This window comes from Hephaestia caeni (assembly GCF_003550065.1).
Taxonomy (GTDB): domain Bacteria; phylum Pseudomonadota; class Alphaproteobacteria; order Sphingomonadales; family Sphingomonadaceae; genus Sphingomonas; species Sphingomonas caeni_A.
The window spans coordinates 55,285-79,589 of sequence record NZ_QXDC01000006.1; the positions used below are offsets into that span (position 1 = coordinate 55,285).

The window sequence follows — 24,305 nt, forward strand, 5'->3', positions numbered from 1 at the left end:
GCAGATGAGGAGGATCACGATGGTCGATACCAGCAGCATCAAGGAGCATATGAACGTGATCGGCGCGGATGGCGTCCATGTCGGCACGGTCGACCACCTCGACGGCGACCGGATCAAGCTGACCAAGGCCGACAGCCCGCAGGGGCCGGACGGCGAGGGCGCGAAGCATCATTACATCCCGGTCGGCCTCGTCGCTGATATCGAGGGCGACGCGGTGCGCCTGTCCGCCACCGCGCAGAACGCGCAGGACATGTTCGAAGAAGCGGAGTGAGATCATAATTCCTCTCCCTGTGGGAGAGGAAGGGGCCCAGCCGCAGGCTGGGAAGGTGAGGGTGAGTTGCTCGTCAGCTCGCCCTTTTCCTTGTCACCCTCACCCTTCCGCGGCTTCGCCGCTCCCTCCCTCTCCCAAAGGGAGAGGGAACGCCGAATCGCCTCGATCACGCCGTCGGTGTTTTCCAACACCTCGTTGTTCCAGAAGCGCAGGACGCGATAGCCTTCGCGTTCGATGAAGCGCGTGCGGGCGGTGTCGTAGGTGTCGGCTTCGGCATGCTGGCCACCATCGACTTCGATGACGAGCCTGGCGGAGAAGCACAGGAAATCGGCGACGTAACGGCCGAACGGCACCTGGAAACGCCATTTCAGGTACGGGAAGGCTTGCTTGAGCGCACAGCGGAGGTGCTTTTCGGCGTCGGTTGCGTTGCGGCGGAGATCGCGGGCTTTTGCTACCGCGCCTGTCGGGGTGTTTTCGTAGAGACGCATATCGCCCTCACCCTTCCCACGCCGCTGCGCGGCGCGGGCCCCTTCCCTCTCCCAGCGGGAGAGGGAGGGAGCGGCAACGCCGCGGAAGGGTGAGGGCGAAAGGCGTCGTCACCTCACTGGCACGCCAGGCATTCGTCGTAATCGGTCGATTCCAGCTCGAACTTGGCCAGATCGGGCGTGTTGTCGGCTTCCACGCCGCCGGCGAAGCCTGCGCGCTGGACCGATTTCGAGCGCAGATAATAAAGCGACTTGATGCCCAGTTCCCACGCGCGGAAGTGGAGCATCAGCAGATCCCATTTCTCGACGTCGGCCGGGATGAACAGGTTGAGGCTCTGCGCCTGATCGATGAACGGCGCGCGATCGCCGGCGAGTTCGAGCAGCCAGCGCTGATCGATCTCGAAGCTGGTCTTGTAGCAATCCTTTTCTTCCTGGCTCAGGAAATCGAGGTGCTGGACCGAGCCGCCGCGCTCGAGGATCGTGTTCCACACCGCTTCGCTGTTCTTGGCCTTGTCGATCAGCAGCTTTTCCAGATACGGATTCTTGATCGACCACGATCCCGACAGCGTCTTGTGCGTGTAGATATTGGCCGGGATCGGCTCGATGCACGCGCTGGTGCCGCCGCAGATGATGCTGATCGACGCGGTCGGCGCGATCGCCATCTTGCACGAAAAACGCTCCATCACGCCCTGATCGGCGGCGTCGGGGCAGGGGCCGCGCTCGTGCGCGAGCATCATCGAGGCTTCGTTGACCTGCGCGTTGATGTGCTTGAAGATCTTGAGGTTCCAGCTCTTCGCCATCGCGCCCTCGAACGGCAGCCCGCGCGCCTGGAGGAACGAGTGGAACCCCATCACGCCGAGCCCCACCGAACGCTCACGCGCGGCCGAATAAGCGGCACGCGCCATGCCGGGCTCGGCGCGGTCGATATAATCCTGGAGCACGTTGTCGAGGAAGCGCATCACATCCTCGATGAAGCCCTTCTCGTCCTTCCACTGATCCCAGGTCTCGAGGTTCAGGGACGAGAGGCAGCACACCGCGGTGCGATCGTTGCCGAGGTGATCCTTGCCGGTGGGCAGCGTGATCTCGCTGCACAGGTTCGAGGTCGAGACCTTGAGCCCCACATCGCGGTGATGCTTGGGCATGTTGTCGTTCACGTGATCGGCGAACACGATATAGGGCTCGCCGGTCGCCAGCCGCGTCTCGACCAGTTTCTGGAACAGCGCGCGCGCATCGACCGAGCCGCGCGTCGACCCGTCCTTGGGGCTCTTCAATTCCCACTCGGCGCCGTCGCGCACCGCTTCCATGAAGGCGTTGGGGATGAGCACGCCGTGATGCAGGTTCAATGCCTTGCGATTGAAATCGCCCGAGGGTTTGCGGATTTCGAGGAATTCCTCGATCTCGGGGTGCGAGATATCGAGATAGCAGGCCGCCGAACCGCGGCGCAGCGAGCCCTGTGAGATCGCGAGCGTCAGGCTGTCCATCACGCGCACGAACGGAATGATGCCGCTGGTCTTGCCGTTGAGCCCCACCGGCTCACCGATGCCGCGCACATTGCCCCAATAGGTGCCGATGCCGCCGCCGCGCGAGGCGAGCCAGACGTTCTCGTTCCAGGTATCGACGATACCTTCGAGGCTGTCGGGCACCGAATTGAGATAGCAGGAGATCGGCAGGCCGCGCCCGGTGCCGCCGTTCGAGAGCACCGGCGTCGCGGGCATGAACCACAGGTTGGAGATATAATCATAGAGCCGCTGCGCGTGGGCGGCATCGTCGGCATAGGCGCTGGCGACGCGCACGAACAGATCCTGGAAGCTCTCGCCCGGCAGCAGATAGCGGTCGCGCAGCGTCTCCTTGCCGAATTCGGTCAACAGCGCGTCGCGGCCATGATCGACCTCGACCGGATAGGGCAGGGGGCGGGCGCCGTGGTCCGCGGACGTATCGGCGAGCGCCTCACCGACGGCGGCCGCGGCACCCGCGGCGGCGGCTTCGATCGCATCGGTGGCCATGCTTTCCTCGCGTTCCTGGTCCCTGAAATCCATCGCTACGGCTCCCGTTGTTCGTACCGGCACGTCCCGGCCTGCATCGAATCGGGGGCGAACCCCCATGCTACACCAGGGGCGGCCCGATCAGGAGAACAAAATGTGACCCCGCGCCCTTCGATGGGCGCGAATCGAGGCCCGCCGTGGCCGCGGCCACGGACGCTGTCCTACCAGTTATTGGGTCTGCCCCTCAACTCGACCACAAGAGATTGTGATAAACGCGAGTCCGGCGCAAGTGACGAAGCGCAAATTAGGCGAACCATTCGTCGCTCACCAGACTCGCTTCGTCGACCGATCGCATTGCGGCGGCGCAGCGACGCGCGGGGGCAGGCGGGCTTCAGGGAATGCAAGGGAACGAACACCGAACAGAAAATATTTTGGCGTTTATCCCCTTCGCATACGGAATTGACGTTGGTGGCGAAATTATCATAGCGTCCTGCCCAACTGGGGGCGTCTATGAATCGTATATTCGAGCATTTCCATCTATCGCTGATCGAGGGTCAGCAAGACCTATTCAAAGCGCCGTTATCGCGCGAACAGTGGCTCAGAGAAGCGTTCGGCGAGACATTCTCATTCCATCATTACGGCAAGCAATTCCATTGGGTTCCTCGCGGCGATTCCGGCAACCCGATCGTCGGCACTGTCGAACGAAAAAAGACCCGCACCCAACACAAGGGGCCAGAAGAAGGTGCGGCAGAATTTGAGGGTGAGGAGTGGCAAGGATCGATTGTAATTATCGATCCCCAGCATCGGCCAGATGGGCAAAAGCTCGCTTTTGAGCGCGACCCCAACGTTGGCGCGGCTGCGGCTGTGCTGGACTCTCTCGTGGCGCACCTGAACTCACAGCGCAATCAATACACGATACATGTCAAATCGCTGTTCGACGCGGACACATTTCGGACCTTCGCCAGCAGGCATGGGCAAATTGTTCGATACGTGACCTTCGACTTTGTTGTGCCGAACATGTTTTTTGGCACGTCCACGAGCATCGACGCGGGCTTGCGCCGGATTGGCGAGGATACCAAGGCGCAGGGCGTCAAGGTCACGCTGGAAAGCGCAACCGGCGTCGATACCGCATCAGAAAATGTCGAGTCCGCTTTGCAATATGCTGAGGCCGGAAACGCGAGCGTGACTGCGAGGGCGATGAATGGCGACAAATACAGTTCGACGAGCCGGAGAAAAACCGTTAAGATGCACAGCATCTTAAATTTCGCAAAAGACAGCAAGGAGCATGTCAAACAGTGGCTCAACCAGGCGCTAGGTCGTGAAGCAGACGATAGCGTGGGTGACGCTGATAGCGCTGGCGACGGTCCTGATCGGGGCTAGCATCTGCCAGCCCTATTATCTCACCGACGACGGCAACTCCTTCTTCAAAGGCTTTGTCACATGGGAGCTTCTGTCGTTTCTTGGCGTGGTCGTAACGATCACGCTGGCCTCGGCTGCCAACCTTCACCTCGAGCTGAACAAGCTGGAAGAAAAAACCGACGAACGATTCCCCGAAGCTCGCAATTCCATCCGTCTTTCGGCCTATTCTCTCTTGATGTTGTTCTTGGCTGCGTTCGTTCTGGTCGTGGTGAAACCGACCATCGACGGCGCCCATTGGAACGCCGTATTGAACTCGGTCGCGGTCCTGATCGTTCTGTTCAATCTCGCTATATTAGCAGACCTCACGATGGCGGTATTCCGCATCCCGCCCCTCAAGGACAAGGCAAAGTGACAGATCTCCGTAAAGCCCGCGATGAAGGCAAAGTGGCCGAGTTTGCCGCGCGACGGGACGCCCATGCGCTCCCCGGCGACGAAGCCACATTCAATCGCACTTTGGCGTCAATGGCCGGAAAGTCGAAACCAAAGCCGGAAACATCGAAGCCGGATCGTTCCGGCGATTGAAGCGGAACTCGAATTCCTTGGCATAGGTGCCGAGGTATTTCGGGCTGACGCTGATATGCGTGCCCGCGATCGACGCTTTCAGGTGCCGCCAAAACCCTTCGATCGCATTGACCGTCGTTCCCGTAGCGCTGACATATTCCTCGCGAGCGTGGTTCACCGTCTTGTGCCAATAACCCATCGTTCCGAGGCCGCCGTAAGCGACCAGCTCGTCGGTGTGGATTTCGGTATGCGGAAGCACATTGGCGCGAACGACCGGCAACAACGTCCCGCTCCGGCGGTTCGGCACGACCTCGACCACAATATTGCCGCCACGCTCCAACATGCCAAACACGACCGCTTTGCCCTTGCCGCCCTGCCCGCCCTTCATTTCGCCGCCAACAAACATCTCGTCAGCCTCGACTCGCTTCGTGAAGCCGCCGATCGGCTTGTCGCCGTCCACATCGGCCATGTGTTCGCGGATCAGCTTCGCCATGCGCCACGCGGTTTTGTAGGTAACGCCTAGCTGGCGCTCCAATTCCTTGCCGGAGACGCCGTGGCGCGTCGTCGTGAACAGATGGATGGCGTAGAACCAGAGTTGCAACGGCGTCCGCGTTTGCTCGAAAGGCGTCCCGACTGTGGGATGCAGATGATGGCCGCACCACTGGCAGGAATAAGCCCGCTCGGCCTTGATTCGATACCAGTTCGATGGGCGCTCGCATGACGGGCAGGTGAAGCCCTGTCCGAATCGCACGCCGAACAGGTGATTGAGGCAAGTTTCATCGTCAGGAAACTGGCGGAAAAACTGCGTCGTGGTCATTTGCTTCGTCATGCCGATCTTATGGCACAATCCAGTTACGTATGCAAGGGGGATAGACGCCAATATTTTGTCGGTGATCGGGCGTCGGCGCCTTTTTATCCGACAGAGCGGTGCGAGCGACGTCACCCGGCCTTGCGCAATCCCCTGGCGGGCTGGTTGAGGCGTTCGAGGTTGAAATGTTCGACGAACTCGATTCCCGCCTTGCCGTCGCTGGCCCAGCGCAGCCGGGCGGGGAACATCTCGTCTTCGAGCAGCTCGATCAGCAGATCGACGCCGATCGCGTCGTCGCCCGCCTCGATCCCGTCGATCATCGCGCCGGTGGCGGAAATGTCGCGGATGCGCACCTCGCCCGCCGTGCCGCCGCCCTCGATCCGCGCCGAACGCAGCATCCGCGCGCGCGGGCTGCGGCTGACCTTGTAGCCGACCGGGCTCGCCTTGCCGCCGTTGCCGAGCTGCTTTTCGACCTCTTCCGAGCGCGCGGGCTTGCCGTAGATATAGCCTTGGATGTGGCTGCACCCCAGGTCGCGGATCAGCGCGAGCTCGTCCTTCAATTCGACGCCCTCGGCGGTGGTCTCCATGCCCAGCGTCTCGGCGAGCGTGACGATCGCCTTGATGATCGCGGCGTTGCGATTGCCGGCGATCGCCGCACCGCGGACGAACGACTGGTCGATCTTGATCTTGTCGAACGGCGCCTTCTTCAGATAGCCGAGCGACGAATAGCCGGTGCCGAAATCGTCGAGCGCGAGCCGCACGCCGATCGCCTTGAGGCTCTTGAACATCTGGTCCGACGAGGCGGTCTCGTCGAGGAACACGCCTTCGGTGATTTCGAGTTCGAGCCGCTGCGGCGCGATCCCCGATCGGGCGAGCGCATTGGTGACGATCGCGGGCAGCGCGGGGTTGGCGAACTGGATCGGCGAGACGTTGACCGCGACGCGGACGCCTTCGGGCCAGCGCGCGGCTTCGTCGCACGCGGTGCGCATCACCCATTCGCCGATCGTCTCGATCAGTCCGCATTCCTCGGCGACGGGGATGAATTCCGCCGGCGAGATCGCGCCGCGCGTCGGATGTTCCCAGCGGATCAGCGCTTCGTAGCCGACGATACGCTCCTCCCTGGTGGAGACGACGGGCTGATAGGCAAGGTGGAACTGGTTCTGCGCGAGCGCGTGGCGCAGATCGTCTTCGAGCGCCTTGCGGTTCTGCGCGCCGACGAGCAGTTCCGCACGGTAGAAGCGGTGGATGCCGCGCCCGTCGGCCTTGGCGGCGTAGAGCGCGAGATCGGCGTTGCGGATCAGGCTTTCCGAATCCTCGCCGTCCTCGGGGGCGATCGCGACGCCGATCGAGCAGCCGATCGAGATCGACGACCCCTGGATGAAATAGGGCTGCGACAGCGCGCCGATGACCGATTTGGCAAGCTCGCCCAGCCGATCGCGGTTGATCTCGGCCGGCAGCACGACCTCGAATTCGTCGCCGCCGAGCCGCCCGACCAGCCCCTTGTCGCCGATCGCGCGCTGGAGCCGCTGCGCGACCTGCTTGAGCAAGGCGTCGCCGGTCTGGTGGCCGAGCGTGTCGTTGACCGCCTTGAAGCGATCGAGATCGAGCAGGAACAACGCGGTCGGGCGATAGGCGCGCCGCGACTGGGCCAGCGTCTGATCGAGCGAGCGCTTCATCTGCTGGCGATTGGCAAGGCCGGTCAGCCCGTCGAAACGCGCGAGCCGCGCGATCTCGGCATCCGAGCGGCGCTTCTCGGTCAGGTCGCTGCCCGAGCCGATGAAACCCACGAAGCGGCCGCGATCGTCGGTGGCGGGGCGGCCCGAGATCGACCACCAGCAAGCGGCGTCGTCGGTGCCTTCGGCGCTTTCCCCGGAGCTGTCCCCGACTCTGCCGATCGCGGCGACCGAATAATCGGCGAATGCGGTGCGCGAATTGAGATGAAAGCCCAGCGTGCGCTCGGTATCCGGCGCGCCGCCGTCCATGCGGAACACCGCATTGAGCATCCGCCCGATCGGGCCGACGCCGTCGACGACGAGCTGGCGCGCGACCTTATCCGACAGGTAGGTCAGCCGGCCCTGGCGATCGGTCTGCCAGAACCAGCCCGAGCCGTGCGATTCGAATTCGGCGACGAGGCGGCTGGCGAGGCGGCCTTCGTTCTCGTGCACGGCGCGTTCGTCGGCGATCCGGTGATCGAGCGCGGCGAGGCGCTGCGTGACGAGGCCGAGGCACGCGAGCAGGCCGAGCGCGAGCAGCGTCGCGACGCTCGGCCCCGACAGCCACGAAATGACCGCCGCGAGCCCGATCGCGAAGCCGAGGATCGCCGCGCGGATCGCGAACAGCGCGCTCGCCGACAGGCCGATCGCGCCCGCCACCGCGACGAAGCAGGCAAGCTGGAACGGGCCGGGGGGAAGCGCCACCGTCGTCTGGAGCAAGGTGAGCTGGCTGGCCGCCATCGCCACCGCCGCGCAGGCGATCGCGCGAACCTGGAGGTGCGGGGCCAGCCCGCGCCAGCGCCCGATCTTCAACACCGCGAACACCACCACGCCCGCCGCCGCGGCGAGCCCGCCCTCGACCAGTATCTGGGGCACCAGCGCCGGATGGCCGGCGCGGGTCGCGATCGCGACGCACGCTGCCACGATGACGATCTGCGCGATCATCGCCAGCGGCCACACCGCGCCGACCTGCCGCACCGGCTGGACGTGATCGAAGGCCGACGCCGCATCGCCCGGATCGACGAGCGACAGCAGCACCGAATTCTCGCGGGCGCTGGCAGCGATGTTCATGGCCCGGCGGACGGAATCGGTCATCCGTGCATCTTAGCTGCACGCGCGTTTCGAAATGGTTTGCAAAACATGGTCAGGGTCAGGACCCTAACGATTACGGCCCGGTGCGTTGATTCCGGGTTGTCCCCGCAGGCCGGCTGTGGGACGGACACGCGCATGATCTGGACGATTCTGCGGCTGGCGGGCTCGGCGGTGCTGGTGCTCCTGATCGTGGCGCTGCTGGCGATCGTGATCGTGCCGCGCTTCCTCGATCGCGTTTATTATCGCGGGCCGGTGAGCGACCATTTCGATGGCGCGCGCTTCTTCAACCCCGAGGGCGACGACACGCTGGCGCCGCCCGCGGGGCGCAGCCGGGGTGGTTTCCTGCTGCGCTATCTGTTCGGCCGCGACGATCGCCCCGCCTGGCCCGAGCAGGTCGCGGTGCGGCCGTCGGTGCCCGCGGCGCGCGTCGAGGGCGCGCGGATGGTGGTGACCTGGGTGGGCCATGCGACGATGCTGATCCAGACGCAGGGGCTCAACATCCTCACCGATCCGGTGTGGAGCGACGTCGCCGGGCCGTTCGGGCGGATCGGGCCGCGCCGCGTGGCGGCACCGGGTGTCGCGCTGGATGATCTGCCGCCGATCGATCTGGTGCTGGTGAGCCACAATCATTACGACCATCTCGACCTCGCGACGCTCGAAAAGCTGTGGGCGCGCGATCGACCACGGGTGATCACCAGCCTCGGCAATGACGCGATCATCGCCAAGGCGGGCGTGTCGGCGACCGCGCTCGACTGGGGACAGAGCGTCGCGATCAAGCCCGGCATCGACGTGGTGGTGACGCCCGCGCATCACTGGACGAGCCGCTGGTTCACCGATCGCAACCGCGCCTTGTGGTCGGGCTTCGTCGTGCGGCTGCCGGGCGGCAATCTGTTCTATTCGGGCGATACCGGTGCGGGGAGTTTCGGCTGGGCCGACAAGGCGGCGTCTTATGGGCCGATCCGGCTGGCGCTGCTGCCGATCGGCGCGTTCCGTTTCACCGCGGGGCAGATGGCAAGCGGCGCGCATATGGGGCCGCTCGACGCGGTCGAGGCGTATCGCCGGACGGGCGCGGCGCGCGCGATCGCGGTGCATTGGGGCACGTTCCGGCTGTCGTACGAAGGCTATGACACGCCCGCGCGGATGCTCGCGCCGGCGATGCGGTGCGCGGGGATGGACCCGGCGCGCTTCGACACGGTGGCGATCGGCGCGCCGATCGAGGTGGCGGCGCATCAGGCACCGCCCGCGACCGCCGAGGTGCCGCGCGAACAACGGCTGGCGTGCCTCGATACGCCCGAGGTGCGGGCGTTGCCTTAAGGTTGTCGGTGCGGCACGGACTCAGCCGCGCCGAATCCGAAATCCTCAGACCCGGCGGCCCGAGATCAACTGCCAGATCACGACGACGACGGCGATGACGAGCAGCAGGTGGATGAGCCCGCCCGCGACGTGGAAGGCGAAGAAGCCGAGCAGCCACAGAACGAGCAGAATGACGGCGATGGTCCACAACATGGTTTGATCTCCCGTTGGAGGAACAAGAACGTCGCGGAGCCGCTAGGCGTTCCTACCGCGTAACGAAGGATCGGCCTCAACGGCGGTTTCCGGCTGCGTTCGCGGGCCTGTCGCAATAGATTTTGATCCACTTGCGTGGAAGCGGCACCGGCCCACTCCCCACCCGGCCACCCAACGGCAGTATTCTATGGGTGGCCGGGTGGGGGAGTGGGCCGGTGCCGCAGCCGATTCAGCGTCGCTGAATCCGACTCTAGGCGTACGCCGATTTTGGCGTGGCGGCGCGACCGTGGTAAATATGCCGATCATGGGGGAAACGGGGGCCGATGCGGGCATCAGGGTGCCGCGCTATCAGACGACGCTGGATCGCGCGGGGCTCGCGCTGGCGGCCGGCGGCGTGCTTTATGGCGCGCTGGCGATGTTGCTCGCCGCGCGCGGCGGCGAGGCCGGGGTGCTGACGCTGATCGCGGTGTTCGTGGTCGGCGCCGTGCTTTCGATGCTGGCGATCACCGCCACCTTCGGGCCGTTATGGCTCGCGTTCCATGCCAGCGGTCGGCGCGGCCCCGGCCATGCCGCCGCGCTCGGTGCGATCGTCGCGCTGATGCTGTGGGTCGCGGCGGCACACGACCTGCTCGCGAGCTACGCCTTTGCCGACCGGGGCAGTGCCGCGATCGGCTGGCTGCGCGCGATCGGCGTCGCGCTGATGTTCGCCGCCATCGCCGCTGCGACCGCGCTCGTCATGTGGCGCGTGGCATATCGGCGGGCGGGGTAGAATGTTCTTGTTTTGTTCTCCATAATCTGCTATCCGGGAGGCAGGGAGAATAGGGCGTGAACCGATCGAGCGTAATGCTGAATGGTCGCAGGCAATCGGCATTCGAGGTTTATTTGCGCACCGGACGGCGTGGCACCGATTGGTGCCGGCAGGATATCGAAGTAAAATTCAACCCTTGGCACGACCCCCAAGACGGGCGTTTCACCTTCTCGGGCCAGGGGCGATATTACGGTGCAGGTGCCGACGTCGAGGAAACTGGTGGCACTGGTCGCTCCGGGCGATGGCAGAAGCGCGCGGGGATAGATTCAGCGGGCCCTGATTATAGTCGGCTCGATCCCCGAAATCCGCGCAACTACAAGGTATATATCGTCAAGCCCGGAGACACACTCTCTGGAATCGCGCGATTCCGAAAAGGTCTCACTGTCGCCGATCTCGAATGGTTGAACAGGATATCGGCCGGTGCGCCGCTCCAGATCGGTCAAAAGGTGAAGGTGCCCAACCAGGAGTTGCTGGAGGCGGGACGTGACGCGAAGAACAGGTTCATTGCGCTTTGGCTCTACGCGGAAACGCATAACCACCATTTGCCGCCCGATCCGGCACATCCGCCGTCGATCGAGCAGCAAATCAACGATCCGACATATTGGCATCCGGTCCGGAAAAATGGCTACCGCTATGACCTCGATCTGGCGGAGCGCCCGCGTGAGATAAGGGGGGAGGTATCGATCGATGCGACAGCCATGCGCTCTAGGCGAAACCAGCGAAGCGCCGGTGGCGCGGATCGGCGTGCGACTGATGATGGCGGCCATTATATTGCTGCCCGCTTCAACGGGCCGAGCGACGCCTTCAACCATTTCGCACAAGACGCCAATTTCAACCGCGGCATTTATAGGGCCATGGAAGACGGCTGGGCGGCAAGCGTGCGCGCCGGGCATCGCGTCATGGTCGACATCGTGCCGCATTACGACGGGCTCTCGCTTCGGCCTGATCGAATCAAGGTCACCTGGTTCGTCGATGGTGAAAAACGATCGCGCACCTTCGAGAATGAGCATAGGAGCAAACGCCGTGGCGAGTGATAAATACGATGTCCTTGGCCCGCTATATAGCGAGATCGGCGGCGAGCTTGCCAAGATCGTCGGCGGGGATCCTGACGGCGTTTATCTTTACGCGGAGGCCGGCGAGGGCTGGGTCGGCCCCAGCGTGTTCAAGGATGAAGGCGCGGTCGTCCGCTATTTCGATGACAGCATGCTTCTGTGCGATCTAATCATGGAGGCTTGGGAAACCCAGGAGCCCGACAAACGCTGGGCGGTGATGGAATATACCGTTACCGGCACGTCGTTCGACGTGAAGTTCAAATATCCCGAAGAGATCGATCCCGCCGAGACCGAAATGGAGCGGCGGCCCGCGGCGCTCAAGGCGCGGTACGGTGACAAGCCGGTCGTTTATCCCCCCGAGCCGCCGGGGATGATGGAATTCAAGGGCAACGCGGGTTGAACCATCGCGCCCGTGCCGCCGGCACTGGAACAAAGCGGTATCACCGACCATATTCGCCCCATGCCGATCCAGATTCGTACCAGCCTCGCCGAACCCGAGACGGGGCCGGCGTTCGTGCCCCACCGCCCCAACCGGCCCGAGAAGGCGGAAGGGGGCAAGCGCTTCGAGATCGTGAGCGATTACGAGCCCTCGGGCGATCAGCCGACCGCGATCGCCGAACTGGTCGAGGCGGCGCAGGGCGGGGAGCGCGACCAGGTGCTGCTCGGCGTCACCGGATCGGGCAAGACCTTCACGATGGCCAAGGTGATCGAGGCGTTGCAGCGCCCGGCGTTGGTGCTCGCGCCGAACAAGATCCTCGCGGCGCAGCTCTATGGCGAGTTCAAGAGCTTCTTTCCCAACAATGCGGTCGAATATTTCGTCAGCTATTACGACTACTACCAGCCCGAGGCCTATGTGCCGCGATCGGACACGTACATCGAGAAGGAAAGCTCGGTGAACGAGGCGATCGACCGGATGCGCCATTCGGCGACGCGGGCGCTGCTGGAGCGCGACGACGTCATTATCGTCGCCTCGGTCTCATGCCTGTACGGTATCGGCTCGGTCGAGACCTATTCGGCGATGATCTTCGATCTCAAGAAGGGCCAGAGCGTCGACCAGCGCGAGATCGTGCGCAAGCTCGTATCGCTGCAATACAAGCGCAACGACGCGGCGTTCGCGCGCGGCAATTTTCGCGTGAAGGGCGACAATCTCGAGATTTTTCCGTCGCATTATGAGGACACCGCGTGGCGCGTCTCGTTCTTCGGCGACGATGTCGAGGAGATCGTCGAGTTCGATCCGCTGACCGGCAAGAAGGTCGCGAGCCTCGATTACGTCCGCGTGTTCGCCAATTCGCACTATGTGACGCCGGGGCCGACGCTCAAACAGGCGATGGAAGGCATCCGCCACGAACTTGCCGAGCGGCTGAAGGAACTGGAGGCCGAAGGCAAATTGCTCGAACATCAGCGGCTCGAACAGCGCACCAACTTCGACCTCGAAATGATTGCGGCGACAGGAAGTTGTGCGGGGATCGAGAATTATTCGCGCTTTTTGACCGGCCGCCTGCCGGGCGAGCCGCCGCCCACATTGTTCGAATATCTGCCCGAGAACGCGCTGCTGTTCGTCGACGAGAGTCACCAGACGATCGGCCAGATCAACGGCATGTCGCGCGGCGACCACAAGCGCAAGATCACGCTTGCCGAATATGGTTTCCGCCTGCCTTCGGCGATCGACAACCGCCCCTTGCGGTTCAACGAATGGGACGCGATGCGTCCGCAGACCACCTATGTCTCGGCGACGCCCGGCGGCTGGGAAATGGAGCAGACCGGCGGCGTGTTCTCCGAGCAGGTGATCCGGCCCACGGGGCTGATCGACCCGCCGGTCGAGATCAGGCCGGTCGAGGAACAGGTGCAGGATCTGATCCAGGAATGCCGCAAGACCGCGGACCTCGGCTATCGCACGCTGGTGACGACGCTGACCAAGCGGATGGCGGAAGACCTGACCGAATATATGCACGAGGCGGGATTGAAGGTCCGCTACATGCATTCGGATACCGAGACGCTGGAACGAATCGAGCTGATCCGGGATCTTAGGCTTGGTGTCTACGACGTGCTCGTAGGGATCAACCTGCTGCGCGAGGGGCTCGACATTCCCGAATGCGGACTGGTCGCGATCCTCGATGCCGACAAGGAAGGGTTCCTGCGCTCGGAGACGTCGCTGATCCAGACGATCGGCCGCGCCGCGCGTAACGTCGACGGACGCGTGATCCTCTATGCCGATCGCATGACCGGCAGCATGGAGCGCGCGCTCAATGAAACGACGAGGCGTCGCGAGAAGCAGGAGGCGTATAACACCGAGCATGGCATCACGCCGGCGACAATCCGCAAGAATATCGGTGACATCATCGCGCATGTTGCCTCGAAGGATCAGGTGACGGTCGAGATCGCCGAGGATCGGCCGCACATGGTCGGCCACAATCTGCGCGCCTATATCGAGGAACTCGAAAAGAAGATGCGCGCGGCCGCCGCCGACCTCGAATTCGAGGAAGCCGGCCGGCTGCGCGACGAGATCAGGGCATTGGAGGCCGAGGAACTCGGGCTGCCCGAGGACCAGCGCAAGGCGCCGGTGATGGGGCGCAGCAACGAAGGCAAGCCGGGTACGCGCAAGATGCGCTATGGCAAGACGCAGAAGATGCGGATGGGGGGACGGCGGGGGCGTTGACTAATAGTTCGTTACGATCTATTGATACGTAGATCGGAGCGGGCTATGCAGATCGATATCGATTTCGAGGTATTCAAGGAGCTGACAGCGCGGCGAGAGCACGAAGCGCATACGTATAACGATGTCTTGCGTGAGCTCCTTGGCATGGATTCATCCATCGATCGGCTTGAAGGCATAGGCCGAGAAGACGGTCTCGTTTCCGGAGGACGGAAGAGTTTTGTCCTGCGCGATGGCGAGTTGCCGGATGGCACGAAATTACGGGCGATCTACAAAGGAACCGGATATCGTGCGACGATCCAGGATGGTCGTTGGGTCGATAGCGAAGGCAGAGAACATCGAAGCCCCTCGGCCGCAGCAAGTGCCATTAGCCACACAAATGTGAACGGCCTTCGGTTTTGGCACGCCAAGCGTCCGAACGACCATGACTTTACACGATTGGACATCCTGTTGGCGAGACGGCCATGATCCGTGGCTTCGCCGATCCCGAAACCGAACGCATCTGGGGCGGCGAGGCCAGTCGTAAACTGCCGCGGGAGATGCAGAACCGCGCGCTCGACAAGCTCAGGATGCTGAACCGGGCGAAGACGTTGAGCGACTTGCGCAACCCGCCGGGTAATCGCCTCCACGCGCTCAAGGACGATCGCGCGGGGCAGCATTCCATTTCAATTAATAAGCAATGGCGTATATGCTTCGTCTGGAAGGATGGAAGCGCGCATGACGTCGGGATCACAGACTATCACTGATCGGGAATGGCTGCACAACAGCCATGCCGGCGAGCTGTTGGTGCTCGAATTCATGGAGCCGCTCGGCCTGACGACCGATATGCTTGCGACGGCGCTGGCGGTGGCGCCCGCGCGTCTGGATGACGTGGTTTCGGGCAAGCTGCGGATGGATGCCGATCTCGACCTCCGCCTCAGCCGGTATTTTCGGATGTCCGAGGGGTTCTTCCTGGGCCTTCAACTCGACCACGACCTTCTCGACGCCAAGCGGGCGCTCAACGGCGAACTCGACCGGATCGTGCCCCGCGCCGCCTGAACGGGCTTGAGGGCGGCGCCATCGGCCCGCATAAGGCGGATGTGATGCGTAACCTCCTTGCCCTTGCCGCGGTCGCGATCCTCGCCGGCTGCATTCCCGCCTCGCCGCCGCCTGTGGCGCCGGTGCCGCAACCCGCCCCGGCACCAGCGCCGGCTCCGGCGCCCGCACCGGTGGCGCCCGCGCCGACGGGCGACTGGCGCGATTGGCCGCTGACCCCCGGCGACTGGACCTATCGGCAGGATGGGCGCGGCAGCATCGCGTTGTTCGGGCCGCGCGGGGGCGACGCGAGCTTCACGATCCGCTGCGATAACGCGGCGCGCCAGATCTATCTGTCGCGAGCGGGCACCGCGCCGACCGGCGGCGCGATGACGATCCGCACCACCAGCGCCACGCGCGCGCTGCCGTCGCAGCCGACCGGCGGCACGCCGCCGTACATGGCGAGCGCACTGGCCCCGCGTGATTCGATGCTCGATGCGATGGGCTACAGCCGTGGCCGTTTCATCGTCGAGCAGCCGGGGCTGCCGATCCTGGTGATCCCGGCCTATGCCGAGATCGAGCGCGTGGCCGAGGATTGCCGGCGATGAAGCGCGCGCTGGCGGTGCTGCTGCTGGCGGGGCTCGTGGCCTGCCAGCGGCACGAGACGTCGAATACCGACATGCCCGTGCCCGAGCCGACCGGCAATTTGCGGGATGCCCAGCGCGTGCCCGCGCCTTCCGCCGACATCGGCTCGGCGGCGCTGCCCGCGCCCGAGTTGGAAGGGGCCGCCACTGCCGCGGGGCACTGGCGCTTCCAGGTTTCGGCCAAGGGCGACCAGGCGGTGTTCGGCGACGCGGGCGAGGCGTCCGAATTCGCGATGCGCTGCGACGCCGAGGCGCGGCGGATGGTGTTCACGCGCGCCGCATCGGGCGGCAGCGGCGCGACGATGCAGATCATCGCCGCCAACGGCGCGGCGACCTTCTACACCGAACCCGGCCCGGCGGGGCGCACCCAGGCGAGCGACCCGGCGACCGACACTTTCCTCACCGATGTGCTGGCGACCGCGAAGGACCGGATCGGGGTTCGGATCGGAGGCGGGCCGACGCTGGCGATGCCGGTCGATCCCGTCATCCGCCAGACGATCCTGCGCTGCGCGGCGCCCAGGGGATAAGGCCGGGGGATAAGCGGGCCGCCTCGCGCGTTGAAGGCGCGAGGAGAGAGGCCATGATCCGCAAGCTCAAATCGGGTTACCGCATCTATTCGCGCAAGAAGGATCCGGAGACCGGCAAGCGCAGGAACCTCGGCACGTTCGAGACCAAGGCCGCCGCGCAGAAGCACGAGCGCGACATCCAGTATTTCAAGCGGCATTAGAGCGAATGGCACTCGCGCCCCGTGCTCCCGCGAAAGCGGGAGTCCAGGAGCCGCGGTCGATGCGCGTTCTCGACTCTGGACCTCTGCATTCGCGGGGGAACGCTCATGTCTCGGGATGCTCGCAAGGCGTTCGGCAAGGACTGAGCCGTGTCGCCGCGCAGACCTTGAATCATTGCGCAAACATATTTGGAAAACAAGACTTGTTTCGCAGGAATGGCTGACTCACATTGGGGATGCAGCCAGCGATGGGTGCGCAGTGCTTCAACTAGCGAAAGGAGGTGATCCGATGTCTCATGGTTCAGCAATGGGGTCGGTTCAGTTCGTTCGGGAGACGCGCCGCTAAGGTCCGCCGGGTGCGTGCGGGGGGTATTCTCCCCCAGCCAACGCAGGCCACCCACAGGAATAGCGGCTCGCATGGTCTCCCGGGCTGGAGCTTCCGGCCGCTGACCATGCGAGAGGCTGTCGGGCCCCTGACGGGGCTCGGCAGCCTCTTTCATTTTTGGGGCGGTGCCGCTTCCACGATAGTGCAACAAACTAGCCTATCTCGTAAGCCTCGGCGTCGAAGCGGCGCATCATTTTCGCGAACGCGCGGGTGTCGCTGCCCCAGTTGTTGGGCATGATGCCGCTGCCGGTCTTGTACCAGCTCTCGCAGCCGCCCGCCCACGCCGTGGTGAGCAGGCGGTTCTGGAGCGTGCGGTTGTACGCGTCCTGCGTGTCGGTGCGGACTTCGATGCGGCGCGCCTCGCCGCGCGCAAGCTTGAGGATCGCGGGCAGCGCGTAGCGCATCTGCTGTTCGACCATGAAGATGATCGAATTGTGCCCGAGATTGGTGTTGGGGCCATAGAGCAGGAACAGGTTGGGAAAGCCCGAAACGGTGGTGCCGCGATACGCGACCGCGCCGCGCCGCCACGCCGATGCGAGCGTGCCGCGCGGGCCGGTGATCGCGATCGGCGCGACGAAGCCGTGGCTGGCGAAGCCCGTCGCCCAGATGAGCACGTCGAGCGGCACCGTTTCGCCGTCGGCCAGGCGCACGCCATCGGGCGCGATCGCGGCGATGGCGCGCGTTTCGAGATCGACGCGCCGCCGCATCAGCGCTGGGTAATAATCGTCGGAGAGAAGCGTGCGCTTGCAGCCGATGGGAAAATCGGGCGCGAGCTTCGCCCGGAGCGCGGCGTCGGGCACCTGCGCCTTGAGGTGATCGCGCGCGAGCGCCTCGATCTCGCCGGCTTTCGCGCCCTCGGGCGTGCCGATCGCCGGCCACGTCGCCTCGAGTTTGCGCCAGATCAGCCAGCGGAACGCGCGGCGTAGCAGCGGCAACCAGGCGAATGACGTTTGCGCGCGCGGCGAGAAGGCGTGGTCCTCGCGCGGGACGATCCACGGCGGGGAGCGCTGGAAGACGGTGAGGTGGCCGACGCGGTCGACGATCCCCGGTACGACCTGGATCGCGCTGGCGCCGGTGCCGATCACGCCGACGCGCTTGCCCGCGAGATCGACCGACGCGTCCCAGCGCGCAGTGTGGAATTGCGCACCGGCGAAATCCTCGCGGCCGGGAATATCGGGGATGTTGACGCGGTTGAGCTGGCCGGTGGCGACGATCAGCGCGGGCGCGCGCCAGGCGCGGCCATCGGCGGCGGTGACGGTCCAGCGATGGTCGGCTGGATCGAAGCGGGCGTCGGTCACCTCGGTATCGAGCCGCACATCGTGGTCGAGCCGGTGCGCATCCGCCTGCCGTTCGAAATAGGCGAGGATTTCGGGTTGCCCCGCGAACATCCGCGACCAGCGCGGGTTGGGCGCGAAGCTGTAGCTGTAGAGATGGCTTGGCACGTCGCACGCGCAGCCGGGATAGGCGTTGTCGCGCCACGTGCCGCCGACGCCGCCGCCCTTTTCGAGGATCACGAGATCGTCGATCCCGCGCTGTTTCAGCCGGATCGCGGCGAGCAGCCCGGACATGCCGGCGCCGACGATGATGACGCGCGTATCCTGGAGCCCCTGCATCGAGACAGCCTAGAGTTTATTGGGCCTGTGTGAAAGCGGCGCCGGCCCGCTCCCCCACCCCGCCTCCCAACGGCAGTATCCTGAACGGGAGGCGGGGTGGGGGAGCGGGCCAGAGCCGCCCTCGATTCAGGAAAGCCGCTTACCGAGCATCTCGTTGCGGACATAGGTCGCGCGCAGCGACAGGCGGACCTCGATCAGGAACATGACGAGCCCCGATACGAGCAGCAGCATCGCCATGATGAACATCACCCCCACCACGGTGCCGATGTGCAGGTGCGCCAGTTCGCCGACGAACAGCAACGCGACCACCGAACAAGTCGCGATCGCGCTCGATGCGCACAGGAACAAGGCGGTGTTGATCACCTTCATCCGCCAGTGGAGCAGCCGCAATTCCCAGGCGTGATGCGTGCGATCCTCGCCGACCAGAGTGGGCTGAAGCATTTCGAGCGCGCGCGCACGATCGACCACGCGGGCGAGCCGCGCGACGAGCACGTTGAGGATCGCGCCGATGCCCGCGAGCATGAACACCGGGCTGAGCGAAAGCTGGATCGTCTGGGCGATCGTGGTGACGGCAGGGAACATTTCCATGATCTGGTGCATGATGCGTGGAAACGCGCCGGATGCAACCCGGCGCGTATCGCAAGAGGTATCCGATCATGATCGACTATCGCACCGATTCCCACGGTATCGTCGAATTCACCATCGACGGCCCGATCACCAAGCCCGAATATGATCGCATCGTCGCCGAGATCGACGCTGCTATCGAGCGCTTCGGCAAATTGCGGATGATCGAGATCGTCAAGGATATCGGCGCGATCGACAGCGCGATCTGGTGGCCCGACCTCAAATGGGCGGCAACGCACATGAAGCATATCGCGCGCTGCGCGGTCGTCACCGACAAGGGTTGGATCGGCGCGATCACCCGCGCCGCCGCCGCGGTGCTGCCCGCCGAGATCCGCGTCTTTTCCCTTCCCGACGTCGCCGAGGCGCGCGCCTGGGTGCGCGAATAGCCCGGACACGGCGTCGCCGATGCGACGGGTCGCGGCGGCCATCCATCACTTGGTAACCCTGCCGTCGCTATGAGCGGGGCGGATGACTAGTTCGATGCCGCTCGACGCCTTCACGAGGCTGCCCGCCGCCGCGCGCGCGCTGACGCTCGACGGGCTGTCGGGGCTGATCGATGCGGTTGCGGCGGAGGCGGCCGAAACGCACCGTTTCCTGCGCTTCCAATGGTATGCCGCCGCGCTGACGGCCTATGGCGGCGCGGCGCGGACGATCGTGGTCGAGCGCGAGGGCGATCCGGTGATCGCGCTGCCGATGATCGCGACCGGGCCGCACTGGCTCGGCATGGCGAGCGTGCCGGGAAGCTACTGGCCGTTCCGAAGTTTTCCGATGAGCATCACCGCCGCGCCTGATCAGGTCGCGCTGCTGCTCGCCGAAGTGCGGCGTCAGGTCCGGGTGTTGAGGATCGGTCCGGTGTGCGACGGCGATCCGGGGCTGGAGGCGATGATCGCGGTGGCGCGTGCCAAAGGCTGGGCAGTGCTCGACCGCTTCGTTGCCAATGGTTACGTGCTCGACATGGCGGGCGGCAAGGCGGCGGGCACCTGGCCGCGCAGTTCGACGCTCAAGAAGAACCGCTTCCACGAAAAGCATCTCGCGACGCACGGCGAACTCGGCTGGCATTATGCGACCGGCGCCGCCTTGCCAGCGGCGTTCGACGCCTATGCGATCGTCGAGGAGAAAAGCTGGATCGCCGATCATGACGACGGCGGCCGCGACGCCAAGTTCACCGCGGCCGGCCACGGCGCCTTCTGGCGCGTGGCGGCGGCGGACCCGGTGCTCGCCGATATGTTCTCGGGCGCGCTGCTGACGATCGCCGGCGCGCCGGTGTCGTTCGCGTTCGACATCAATGCCGGCACGCTGCGCTATGCGATCGCCAACAGCTACGATACCGCCTTCGCCAAGCACTCGCCGGGGCGCGTGCTCGATTATCGCAATTTGCTGCGCGGCCTCGATCAGGGGGTGGCGCGCGTCGATTGGGGCGCGGGCGACAGTGGCTACAAGCGGGGGATCGGCGCGGTGAAGGCGCAGGCGATCCGCGACTGGCTGTTCGTCCGCCCCGGCATGTCAGCCGCGGCCGCGCGCCTGCTTGCCGGGCGCTGGCGGCGATCGGGCAATCCGGGGCCGGCGCGCGCGCTTTCACCGCAAGCGTAACAATATTCCGCCCAGGGTTGCACGGGCGAACATTTCGGTTAATGCGCTGCGCATGGCCAGCCGACCGCAGACTCTCTACGAGAAGATTTGGAACGCGCACGTCGTCGAACGGCGCGATGATGGAACCTGCCTGATCTATATCGACCGCCACCTCGTCCACGAAGTGACGAGCCCGCAGGCGTTCGAGGGGCTGCGCGCGGCCGGGCGCAAGGTGCGCCGGCCCGATCTGACGCTCGCGGTGCCCGACCACAATCTGCCGACGACGGCGCGGGTCGATGCGGCGGGCAAGCGCCTGCCGATCGCCGATCCCGAGAGCGCCAACCAATTGGCCGCGCTCGAGCGCAACACCGCCGAATTCGGCATCGACTATATCGACGCGACCGCGCCCGAACAGGGTATCGTCCATGTCATCGGCCCCGAACTGGGCTTCACGCTGCCGGGCACGACGCTGGTGTGCGGCGACAGCCACACCTCGGCGCACGGCGCGCTGGGGGCGCTCGCGTTCGGGATCGGCACGAGCGAGGTCGAACATGTGCTCGCGACGCAGACGCTGCTGCTGAGCCAGGCGAAGACGATGGAGGTCCGCGTCGAGGGCAGCCTCGGCTATGGCGTCAGCGCCAAGGACGTCATCCTCGCGATCGTCGGCCGGATCGGGGCGGCGGGCGGCACCGGCCACGTCATCGAATATACCGGCAGCGTGATCCGCGCGCTGTCGATCGAGGGGCGGCTGACGGTCGCCAACATGTCGATCGAGGGTGGCGCGCGCGCCGGACTGATCGCGCCCGACGAGGCGACGTTCGCCTATATCAAGGGCCGCCCGATGGCGCCGGCGGGCGAGAATTGGGACAAGGCGGTGGCGTGGTGGAAATCGCTGCCGAGCGATCCGGGCGCGGTCTACGACAAGACGGTGGTGCTCGACGCCACCGATATCGCGCCCTCGCTGACCTGGGGCACCAGCCCCGAGGATGTGGTGCCGATCACCGGCACCGTCCCCGATCCCGCAAGCTTCGCCGACGCCGCGAAGCGCGCGGCAGCGCAGAAGTCGCTCGATTACATGGGGCTGGCGCCGGGGATGCGGATGCAGGATGTCGGCGTGCAGCACGTCTTCATCGGCAGTTGCACCAACAGCCGGATCGAGGATCTGCGCGCCGCGGCGTCGGTCGCGAACGGCCGGCACGTGGCCGATGGGGTGCGCGCGCTGGTCGTGCCCGGATCGGGACTGGTCAAGCGCCAGGCCGAGCATGAGGGGCTCGATCGCATCTTCGTCGCGGCGGGCTTCGAATGGCGCGAGCCGGGGTGCTCGATGTGTCTGGCCATGAACCCCGACAAGGTGCCGCCGGGCGAACGCTGTGCTTCCACATCGAACCGGAATTTCGTAGGACGCCAGGGGCCGGGCGCCCGCACGCACCTGTTGTCGCCCGCGATGGCGGCCGCGGCGGCGGTGACGGGGAAATTGTCCGATGTTCGCGAACTGATGTCGAACGGCAGGGAATAAAGGGGGACGTCGCCATGAAGAAAGCACTTGCCTTGCTGATCGTCGGTGCGATCGTCAGCGGCGTCGCGGCTTATGCCGCCAGCGCCGCCGATCCGATTCCCGAGACGCCCCCGGCAGTGGTGTCGTCGCGCTGATGGAGCCCGTCACCCGAGTTTCCGGCGGCGCCTATCCGTGGGGCGCGAAGAACGTCGATACCGACGTCATCATCCCCGCGCACTGGCTCAAGACGATCACGCGCGCCGGGCTGGGCAAGGGCGCGTTCGAGACGGTGCGCGCCGAGCCCGGCAACATCTTCGACGATCCGCGCCATGCCGGCAGCCCGATCCTGATCGCGGGCGACAATTTCGGCTGCGGCTCGAGCCGTGAGCACGCCGCCTGGGCGCTGGGCGACATGGGCATCAAGGCGGTGATCGCGCCCAGTTTTTCGGACATCTTTTCGGGCAATGCGTTCAAGAACGGCATCGTCACCGTGGTGCTGCCGCAGGAAGCGATCGACCGGCTGATCGAGGTCGCGCAGGACCAGCCGATCACGATCGATCTCGAGACGATGACGGTCACCACGCCGTTCCAGGATCGCTTCACCTTCACCCTCGATCCGTTCCGCCGCCAATGCCTGATGCAGGGGCTGGACGAGATCGGCCTGACGCTGGCACAAGATACCGCGATTTCGAAATTCGAATCCGGGCTTGCCACGCGCCGGCCCTGGATCGCGAGGGAGAGCGGATATGCGAGCATTGCTGTCGAAGGCGCCGGGCGGACCTGAAACTCTGGAATTGAGCGAGGTCGCCGATCCGATCGCGGCCGAGGGGCAGGTGATCGTCGCGGTGCGCGCGTGCGCGATCAACTACCCCGACGTGCTCGTCATCGAGGATAAATACCAGTTTAGGCCCGAACGCCCGTTCGCGCCCGGCGGCGAGATCGCGGGCGTGATCGAGCAGGTCGGCGCGGGCGTCGAGGGCTGGCAGGTGGGCGATCGCGTGATCGCGGTGATCGGCAACGGCGGGCTCGCCGAAAAGGTCGCGGTCGATGCCGCGCGGCTTTATCGCCTGCCCGAAGGCCGCGATTTCGCCGAGGGCGCGGCGCTGCTGCTGACCTATGCGACGACGATCCACGCGCTCGTCGATCGCGGGCGGCTCAAGGCGGGCCAGACGCTGCTGGTGCTCGGGGCGGCCGGCGGGGTGGGGCTCGCCGCGGTCGAACTTGGGAAGGCGTTCGGCGCGCGCGTGATCGCGGCGGCCTCGTCCGAAGAAAAAGCGGCGGCGGCGCGGGCAGCGGGCGCCGATGACGCGATCGTCTATCCCTACGCGCCGTTCGACAAGGCGCAGTCGAAGGAATTGGCCGAGCGCTTCAAGGCGGCGGTGGGGCCGAAGGGCGCCGACGTGATCTACGATCCGGTGGGCGGCGATTATGCCGAGCCGGCGTTGCGCGCGATCGGGTGGGAAGGGCGCTATCTCGTCGTCGGCTTCCCGGCGGGGATCCCGAAGCTGCCGCTCAACCTCACGTTGCTCAAGAGCTGCGACGTGTGCGGCGTGTTCTGGGGCGCGTTTGCCGCGCGCGATCCGCAAGCCAACCAGCGCCATGTCGCGCACTTGTTCGACCTGTGGCGCGAGGGCCGGATCGCGCCGCGCGTCACCGAGACCTTTGCGCTGACGCAAGGCGGCGAGGCGATCGCGCGGATGGCGGCGCGCAAAGCGATCGGCAAGCTGGTGGTGACGACGACGGCCGGTTGACGCGTGCCGATTTGACGGCGTCGATCGGGCGGGGCGCGCGGCCGCCCCGTTTGCGGGATGATATCCGAAATCGGTCGACGATCGGGATGCCCCGCTTCTCGAGTTTGATCCACTTGCGTGGAAGCGGCACCGGCCCACTCCCCCACCCGGCCACCCATAGGATAATCGCATTGGGTGGCCGGGTGGGGGAGTGGGCC

The 24,305-nt window shown here is 65.3% G+C and carries 25 protein-coding genes and 1 pseudogene; 19 read left to right on the forward strand and 7 right to left on the reverse strand.

Annotation, left to right across the window (positions count from 1 at the left end):
- Nucleotides 1-19: 19 nt before the first annotated feature.
- Complete coding sequence (locus tag DFR49_RS20745; protein WP_119037588.1) at nt 20-271, forward strand: DUF2171 domain-containing protein; 252 nt, start codon at nt 20-22, stop codon at nt 269-271.
- Nucleotides 272-273: 2 nt separating this feature from the next.
- On the opposite strand, the gene DFR49_RS20750 is transcribed toward DFR49_RS20745, so the two are convergent.
- Together DFR49_RS20750 and DFR49_RS20755 are read right to left on the reverse strand one after the other, a co-directional pair.
- Nucleotides 274-759, reverse strand: coding sequence for an endonuclease domain-containing protein (locus tag DFR49_RS20750; protein ID WP_119037589.1), 486 nt, complete (start codon nt 757-759; stop codon nt 274-276).
- 113 nt (nt 760-872) lie between these two features.
- Nucleotides 873-2,792, reverse strand: coding sequence for a ribonucleoside-diphosphate reductase subunit alpha (locus DFR49_RS20755; protein ID WP_119037590.1), 1,920 nt, complete (start codon nt 2,790-2,792; stop codon nt 873-875).
- A 456-nt stretch (nt 2,793-3,248) separates the two neighbouring features.
- Between DFR49_RS20755 and DFR49_RS20760 the strand changes: the two genes are divergently transcribed.
- Nucleotides 3,249-4,118, forward strand: coding sequence for a hypothetical protein (locus tag DFR49_RS20760; RefSeq protein WP_119037591.1), 870 nt, complete (start codon nt 3,249-3,251; stop codon nt 4,116-4,118).
- Nucleotides 4,057-4,509, forward strand: a complete 453-nt coding sequence (locus DFR49_RS20765) for a hypothetical protein (protein WP_147373739.1) — start codon at nt 4,057-4,059, stop codon at nt 4,507-4,509. Before DFR49_RS20760 ends, DFR49_RS20765 begins: the two co-directional genes overlap by 62 nt.
- Before the next feature lie 165 nt (nt 4,510-4,674).
- On the opposite strand, the pseudogene DFR49_RS20770 reads toward DFR49_RS20765, so the two are convergent.
- Together DFR49_RS20770 and DFR49_RS20775 are read right to left on the reverse strand one after the other, a co-directional pair.
- Nucleotides 4,675-5,487 (reverse strand): annotated as a pseudogene (locus tag DFR49_RS20770) (IS1595 family transposase); the annotation flags it as partial.
- A gap of 110 nt (nt 5,488-5,597) precedes the next feature.
- Entirely contained in the window at nt 5,598-8,273 is a 2,676-nt protein-coding gene (locus DFR49_RS20775) for an EAL domain-containing protein (protein WP_245968682.1), read from the reverse strand.
- A gap of 132 nt (nt 8,274-8,405) precedes the next feature.
- On the opposite strand from DFR49_RS20775, the gene DFR49_RS20780 reads away from it, so the two are divergent.
- Complete coding sequence (locus DFR49_RS20780; RefSeq protein ID WP_119037594.1) at nt 8,406-9,584, forward strand: MBL fold metallo-hydrolase; 1,179 nt, start codon at nt 8,406-8,408, stop codon at nt 9,582-9,584.
- A gap of 45 nt (nt 9,585-9,629) precedes the next feature.
- On the opposite strand, the gene DFR49_RS20785 is transcribed toward DFR49_RS20780, so the two are convergent.
- Nucleotides 9,630-9,776, reverse strand: coding sequence for a lmo0937 family membrane protein (locus tag DFR49_RS20785; protein ID WP_119037595.1), 147 nt, complete (start codon nt 9,774-9,776; stop codon nt 9,630-9,632).
- A gap of 304 nt (nt 9,777-10,080) precedes the next feature.
- Between DFR49_RS20785 and DFR49_RS20790 the strand changes: the two genes are divergently transcribed.
- The 10 genes from DFR49_RS20790 to DFR49_RS20835 are packed head-to-tail and all read left to right on the forward strand — an operon-like array spanning nt 10,081 to nt 16,674.
- A complete protein-coding gene (locus DFR49_RS20790) occupies nt 10,081-10,545 on the forward strand; it encodes a hypothetical protein (protein WP_147373740.1) in 465 nt (154 codons plus the stop codon).
- A gap of 56 nt (nt 10,546-10,601) precedes the next feature.
- Nucleotides 10,602-11,618, forward strand: coding sequence for a LysM peptidoglycan-binding domain-containing protein (locus DFR49_RS20795; RefSeq protein ID WP_245968683.1), 1,017 nt, complete (start codon nt 10,602-10,604; stop codon nt 11,616-11,618).
- Nucleotides 11,608-12,036 carry a hypothetical protein gene (locus tag DFR49_RS20800; protein ID WP_119037598.1) on the forward strand — a complete coding sequence of 143 codons (429 nt, stop codon included), beginning with the start codon at nt 11,608-11,610 and terminating at the stop codon, nt 12,034-12,036. The genes DFR49_RS20795 and DFR49_RS20800 overlap by 11 nt, the downstream gene beginning before the upstream one ends.
- A 60-nt stretch (nt 12,037-12,096) precedes the next feature.
- Nucleotides 12,097-14,292: an excinuclease ABC subunit UvrB gene (uvrB, locus tag DFR49_RS20805; protein WP_119037599.1), complete on the forward strand. Its 2,196-nt coding sequence runs from the start codon at nt 12,097-12,099 to the stop codon at nt 14,290-14,292.
- A 45-nt stretch (nt 14,293-14,337) separates the two neighbouring features.
- Nucleotides 14,338-14,757, forward strand: coding sequence for a DUF2924 domain-containing protein (locus DFR49_RS20810; protein ID WP_119037600.1), 420 nt, complete (start codon nt 14,338-14,340; stop codon nt 14,755-14,757).
- Nucleotides 14,754-15,035: a type II toxin-antitoxin system RelE/ParE family toxin gene (locus DFR49_RS20815; protein ID WP_119037601.1), complete on the forward strand. Its 282-nt coding sequence runs from the start codon at nt 14,754-14,756 to the stop codon at nt 15,033-15,035. Before DFR49_RS20810 ends, DFR49_RS20815 begins: the two co-directional genes overlap by 4 nt.
- Nucleotides 15,007-15,327, forward strand: coding sequence for a HigA family addiction module antitoxin (locus DFR49_RS20820; RefSeq protein WP_119037602.1), 321 nt, complete (start codon nt 15,007-15,009; stop codon nt 15,325-15,327). The genes DFR49_RS20815 and DFR49_RS20820 overlap by 29 nt, the downstream gene beginning before the upstream one ends.
- A 44-nt stretch (nt 15,328-15,371) precedes the next feature.
- Nucleotides 15,372-15,911, forward strand: a complete 540-nt coding sequence (locus DFR49_RS20825; RefSeq protein ID WP_119037603.1) for a hypothetical protein — start codon at nt 15,372-15,374, stop codon at nt 15,909-15,911.
- On the forward strand, nt 15,908-16,474 hold the full coding sequence (locus DFR49_RS20830; protein ID WP_119037604.1) for a hypothetical protein: 567 nt from the start codon (nt 15,908-15,910) through the stop codon (nt 16,472-16,474). Before DFR49_RS20825 ends, DFR49_RS20830 begins: the two co-directional genes overlap by 4 nt.
- Nucleotides 16,475-16,527: 53 nt before the next feature.
- Nucleotides 16,528-16,674, forward strand: a complete 147-nt coding sequence (locus tag DFR49_RS20835; RefSeq protein ID WP_119037605.1) for a hypothetical protein — start codon at nt 16,528-16,530, stop codon at nt 16,672-16,674.
- A 534-nt stretch (nt 16,675-17,208) separates the two neighbouring features.
- Here the strand turns inward: DFR49_RS20835 and DFR49_RS20840 are convergent.
- Both DFR49_RS20840 and DFR49_RS20845 read right to left on the reverse strand, forming a co-directional pair.
- A complete protein-coding gene (locus DFR49_RS20840; RefSeq protein WP_119037606.1) occupies nt 17,209-18,669 on the reverse strand; it encodes a flavin-containing monooxygenase in 1,461 nt (486 codons plus the stop codon).
- A 126-nt stretch (nt 18,670-18,795) separates the two neighbouring features.
- Nucleotides 18,796-19,257: a DUF2721 domain-containing protein gene (locus DFR49_RS20845; RefSeq protein ID WP_119037743.1), complete on the reverse strand. Its 462-nt coding sequence runs from the start codon at nt 19,255-19,257 to the stop codon at nt 18,796-18,798.
- Between the two features lie 68 nt (nt 19,258-19,325).
- On the opposite strand from DFR49_RS20845, the gene DFR49_RS20850 reads away from it, so the two are divergent.
- From DFR49_RS20850 to DFR49_RS20870, 5 genes are all read left to right on the forward strand, one after another.
- Nucleotides 19,326-19,679, forward strand: coding sequence for a SpoIIAA family protein (locus DFR49_RS20850; protein ID WP_170151078.1), 354 nt, complete (start codon nt 19,326-19,328; stop codon nt 19,677-19,679).
- 82 nt (nt 19,680-19,761) lie between these two features.
- Nucleotides 19,762-20,883: a GNAT family N-acetyltransferase gene (locus DFR49_RS20855; RefSeq protein WP_119037608.1), complete on the forward strand. Its 1,122-nt coding sequence runs from the start codon at nt 19,762-19,764 to the stop codon at nt 20,881-20,883.
- 52 nt (nt 20,884-20,935) lie between these two features.
- A complete protein-coding gene (gene leuC, locus DFR49_RS20860) occupies nt 20,936-22,378 on the forward strand; it encodes a 3-isopropylmalate dehydratase large subunit (protein WP_119037609.1) in 1,443 nt (480 codons plus the stop codon).
- A 133-nt stretch (nt 22,379-22,511) separates the two neighbouring features.
- Entirely contained in the window at nt 22,512-23,141 is a 630-nt protein-coding gene (leuD, locus tag DFR49_RS20865; RefSeq protein ID WP_119037610.1) for a 3-isopropylmalate dehydratase small subunit, read from the forward strand.
- Nucleotides 23,104-24,108 carry an NADPH:quinone oxidoreductase family protein gene (locus tag DFR49_RS20870; RefSeq protein ID WP_211325962.1) on the forward strand — a complete coding sequence of 335 codons (1,005 nt, stop codon included), beginning with the start codon at nt 23,104-23,106 and terminating at the stop codon, nt 24,106-24,108. The genes leuD and DFR49_RS20870 overlap by 38 nt, the downstream gene beginning before the upstream one ends.
- Nucleotides 24,109-24,305 lie beyond the last annotated feature (197 nt).

Excerpts from the sequence above, each read along its gene's own strand:
- DFR49_RS20745 (WP_119037588.1), top strand. The coding sequence starts at position 20 with ATGGTCGATACCAGCAGCATCAAGGAGCATATGAACGTGATCGGCGCG.
- DFR49_RS20750 (WP_119037589.1), bottom strand. The coding sequence starts at position 759 with ATGCGTCTCTACGAAAACACCCCGACAGGCGCGGTAGCAAAAGCCCGC.
- DFR49_RS20755 (WP_119037590.1), bottom strand. The coding sequence starts at position 2,792 with ATGGATTTCAGGGACCAGGAACGCGAGGAAAGCATGGCCACCGATGCG.
- DFR49_RS20760 (WP_119037591.1), top strand. The coding sequence starts at position 3,249 with ATGAATCGTATATTCGAGCATTTCCATCTATCGCTGATCGAGGGTCAG.
- DFR49_RS20775 (WP_245968682.1), bottom strand. The coding sequence starts at position 8,273 with ATGACCGATTCCGTCCGCCGGGCCATGAACATCGCTGCCAGCGCCCGC.
- DFR49_RS20780 (WP_119037594.1), top strand. The coding sequence starts at position 8,406 with ATGATCTGGACGATTCTGCGGCTGGCGGGCTCGGCGGTGCTGGTGCTC.
- DFR49_RS20785 (WP_119037595.1), bottom strand. The coding sequence starts at position 9,776 with ATGTTGTGGACCATCGCCGTCATTCTGCTCGTTCTGTGGCTGCTCGGC.
- DFR49_RS20790 (WP_147373740.1), top strand. The coding sequence starts at position 10,081 with ATGGGGGAAACGGGGGCCGATGCGGGCATCAGGGTGCCGCGCTATCAG.
- uvrB (WP_119037599.1), top strand. The coding sequence starts at position 12,097 with ATGCCGATCCAGATTCGTACCAGCCTCGCCGAACCCGAGACGGGGCCG.
- DFR49_RS20810 (WP_119037600.1), top strand. The coding sequence starts at position 14,338 with ATGCAGATCGATATCGATTTCGAGGTATTCAAGGAGCTGACAGCGCGG.
- DFR49_RS20815 (WP_119037601.1), top strand. The coding sequence starts at position 14,754 with ATGATCCGTGGCTTCGCCGATCCCGAAACCGAACGCATCTGGGGCGGC.
- DFR49_RS20820 (WP_119037602.1), top strand. The coding sequence starts at position 15,007 with ATGACGTCGGGATCACAGACTATCACTGATCGGGAATGGCTGCACAAC.
- DFR49_RS20825 (WP_119037603.1), top strand. The coding sequence starts at position 15,372 with ATGCGTAACCTCCTTGCCCTTGCCGCGGTCGCGATCCTCGCCGGCTGC.
- DFR49_RS20830 (WP_119037604.1), top strand. The coding sequence starts at position 15,908 with ATGAAGCGCGCGCTGGCGGTGCTGCTGCTGGCGGGGCTCGTGGCCTGC.
- DFR49_RS20835 (WP_119037605.1), top strand. The coding sequence starts at position 16,528 with ATGATCCGCAAGCTCAAATCGGGTTACCGCATCTATTCGCGCAAGAAG.
- DFR49_RS20840 (WP_119037606.1), bottom strand. The coding sequence starts at position 18,669 with ATGCAGGGGCTCCAGGATACGCGCGTCATCATCGTCGGCGCCGGCATG.
- DFR49_RS20845 (WP_119037743.1), bottom strand. The coding sequence starts at position 19,257 with ATGGAAATGTTCCCTGCCGTCACCACGATCGCCCAGACGATCCAGCTT.
- DFR49_RS20850 (WP_170151078.1), top strand. The coding sequence starts at position 19,326 with ATGATCGACTATCGCACCGATTCCCACGGTATCGTCGAATTCACCATC.
- DFR49_RS20855 (WP_119037608.1), top strand. The coding sequence starts at position 19,762 with ATGACTAGTTCGATGCCGCTCGACGCCTTCACGAGGCTGCCCGCCGCC.
- leuC (WP_119037609.1), top strand. The coding sequence starts at position 20,936 with ATGGCCAGCCGACCGCAGACTCTCTACGAGAAGATTTGGAACGCGCAC.
- leuD (WP_119037610.1), top strand. The coding sequence starts at position 22,512 with ATGGAGCCCGTCACCCGAGTTTCCGGCGGCGCCTATCCGTGGGGCGCG.
- DFR49_RS20870 (WP_211325962.1), top strand. The coding sequence starts at position 23,104 with ATGCGAGCATTGCTGTCGAAGGCGCCGGGCGGACCTGAAACTCTGGAA.